This is a genomic window from Syntrophales bacterium (assembly GCA_030655775.1).
GTDB lineage: Bacteria > Desulfobacterota > Syntrophia > Syntrophales > JADFWA01 > JAUSPI01.
Genome location: JAUSPI010000254.1, coordinates 1 through 2,940, shown reverse-complemented (window position 1 = coordinate 2,940; position 2,940 = coordinate 1). Strand labels below are relative to the sequence as shown.

Genomic DNA, 2,940 nt, shown 5'->3' with positions numbered 1-2,940 from the left:
CCCCTTTCCTGATATGCAGGACATGAATTCCTTGTTCCCTCAGCACCTTGCCGATCAGGAGCTTGCGATGGCAGTTGGTGGGGTCTTCTTCACTGCACATGAGAGCTACCCGGTAGAGGGCAGTTCCTTTTATCAGGCGCGATATGCCGGTCTGAAAAGATGCTGATTCAGCCATATAGTCATACATAACATATCCCCCACGGTCATAATATTTTCTGTCCTCCGGTTTGCCGCCAAGCAGGTCCCCCATATAAACGTATATGAGATTGTTTGCGGAGAGGGTTTGGTTTATCAGGTCTCTGTTGAATTGAGAAGCATATTTTGAAAATGGTCGGGATCGCACATCCACAACCACTGCAATCTTAGAAGTAGCCAGGAGATCGACAAATTGAGAGATGGGGATATTTGAATGACCGACGGTGTAAATGTATTTCATTCTCCTCCTTACCTTCTTTCTTAAATTTGCCACTCTTTAACGCCCTTGTAATCATCCTCAAGGCTTTGGCATCATCTTTCATCAAATCTCGCTTCCATTTATTCTTCAACTTCCACCATTTAATAGCATCTTTTATCTCTGATACATTTGTTTCTGCCATTTCAGAAATGCCATGTATCAACTTGATAAATTCATTTTCTAAGGACTCCTCTTCCTTTTTCAAGTTTCTAATCCAGGTCAGTACCGGCAATATATTCAAATAGTCTTTTCTCTCGTTGCGATTCTTAATGTAATAGTCGCACTCTTCGAATGTAATGGCATCAAAGTTGATTACCTCATCTTTGTAGAATCGAAAAGGAATTCGGTTTTTTCGGATTCTTGACTCATAATATCCCCTGTAATCTCGCCCCCATATTTCATCCTCCGGATTATATCTTATAAGAAAATCATAGTTACAATAACTCTTCTCTAAGGCTTCTTCAATCTGATAAAGTTTTTCTTGTTCTGGAAAAGAGCTGTGCACATTTGGATACATGCGGTTGGCATCGTTATACTCGCCATAATTCTTCCAATCATACCGGCAAAAGACCACTCGCGTTCCAACTCCGATTGTTGAACGATTCTGTTTAAGAAGATCACTCCAAGATGGACGGCCATCTGTAATCCACTGATTCTTTTCGTCGTCTCTGATCAATACTATTTGATCTTCGGAAAAGTCACCTGTGAGCAAATTGACATCTTTAAGGTTTTCGCCCAGTATAGGCGTGCGCTCTATTAACCCTTGAATATATAAGAGCCCTAGAAGGTACGCCTTATGTTTCCTTTCGAGCTCCCGTTTATTCGTCTCTTCAGAGAAACTGTCTTTAACAATGTCTTCATATTCTGTTTTTGTCGGAAACAGCCTTTGCGTGATGTTAATTTCTCCCCATATTCGATAAAGGTTTTCTCCATTGCGTATCAGGAAATATGTTTTGAAATTCTCTACGTTGAGCAATACATCTGTAAAAGCATCAGTGCCATAATCTTTTTTATGCCTCCTAACCTGGAAAACACATATTGCCTTTTCTCGATATAGATAGCGCTCATAATTCTTAACAATCCAGGCATCGAACTTATCAAGGTCTTTAAAGTCGATCCCACCATCCTCCCAAGCGCCAATCTCTTCGTCCATATAGAGAACTTGCTGGTAAATAGCCAGAGGTTCATCTTTGACTGCCTGTGCGCCTGCCAGTAATTGATACACCTTTTCATGCACACCAAGAAATGTCTCAAACGCATAGATAAGCTCCGCCTTTCTTGCAAGCTCTTTTTTCAGCGCACTCATAGAAACATTTAGCTCGCGGACCATCTGTTCCATTTCAGCTTTCTTCAGTAAGATTTGATCATGTTTCTGCCTCAACTGGATTTTATTATATGTCGATATGGCTGTGACATTTCCTAAAACAGGCAAAGTCGTTTCTTCCACCTCCCCAGGATGCTCGCCATCGAGCAATGCCTGCTTTGGCACAAGTTTCTGATAGTCTGGTTCGAGGGCCTGGGAAAGGAAAAGGCTGCCTATTTTCTTCTTTTCGCCCCCTTCTCCCTCATGTATAAAAATAGCAGGTTTTGTATCTGGTTTAAAAACTTTCACATACCTATCAAGAGCAGAGGAATATTCTGAAGATTTCACGAAGCTTTTATCGACAAAATTCTCAGGAAAGAGCTCTTGAATACAAAATAGTCTGATGGCCTGCTCAAGGCTAACCGCTTTAATCCTTGCGCTTTTATAATAATCAGACCCGAAGATGTAGGTTTTCACGTTACTTACCTCGTTTCAGGGAGTCATAAACCGGAGTTTCAATTTCAAAAAAACCCAAACGTCCTCGATACGGTTGAAAAGTAAGTGGTTTGGGGTTACATATTACAAAACCAAATGGTCCGAAAAACCAGCGGCTGCCGGACCGTGTGACGCAATCGCTGATCTCAGCACTGCCGATGATTCCGCCACGTTCATAATCTTTTAACTCCGGCAATTCGATATTCATTTCGGACAACACCCAATCATACCCTTCATGATCGAACTTCCTGCCAGCGTGAACCAAAAACTTCCCTCGAAAATTCGTAGGCCATGTGCGGTTCTCAATATCTTTATGGCCGTTAGCAATTAGCCACGCCCAAGGTTGTCTGATGCTGAGAGCTTTCACAAACATTACCACCCATAAATACTTGGTATAGCCGACATGAACAATAGCTTGAGGCGTCCAGCCTCACTGTCATCCAGCGAACTCTTTACAGTTTTTTCCTGGTAAGACATGTTGACGAAATATCCGCTGGTTGGTCCTTTTTGAATGGACAGTACCTTGTAACCGTTCTTCCCTCCACCGTTGCTCTTTCCGGCATTAGGGTCGTGAACAATTTCACCCTTACCAATTTTCAGGGCAGTCAGGAAATCAGCAAGGTCCTTATCGTTCAGTTTCATGGCGATTTTTTCATCCCAGTTGCAGGCCGGTAATCCTTTTTGCTGC

4 protein-coding genes are annotated in these 2,940 nt (G+C 42.3%); all 4 read right to left on the bottom strand.

The genetic code is table 11. The features are described 5' to 3' along the window. On the bottom strand, positions 1-436 hold a 436-nt coding region (locus Q7J27_14195), incomplete at its 3' end, for a DUF488 domain-containing protein (GenBank protein MDO9530291.1). Next, complete coding sequence (locus Q7J27_14190) at positions 363-2,234, bottom strand: hypothetical protein (protein MDO9530290.1); 1,872 nt, start codon at positions 2,232-2,234, stop codon at positions 363-365. The genes Q7J27_14190 and Q7J27_14195, both read right to left, overlap by 74 nt. A 1-nt stretch (position 2,235) precedes the next feature. Further along, positions 2,236-2,619: an ASCH domain-containing protein gene (locus Q7J27_14185; protein ID MDO9530289.1), complete on the bottom strand. Its 384-nt coding sequence runs from the start codon at positions 2,617-2,619 to the stop codon at positions 2,236-2,238. Between the two features lie 5 nt (positions 2,620-2,624). Continuing rightward, the coding region (locus Q7J27_14180; GenBank protein MDO9530288.1) for a hypothetical protein at positions 2,625-2,940 on the bottom strand (316 nt) is incomplete at its 5' end.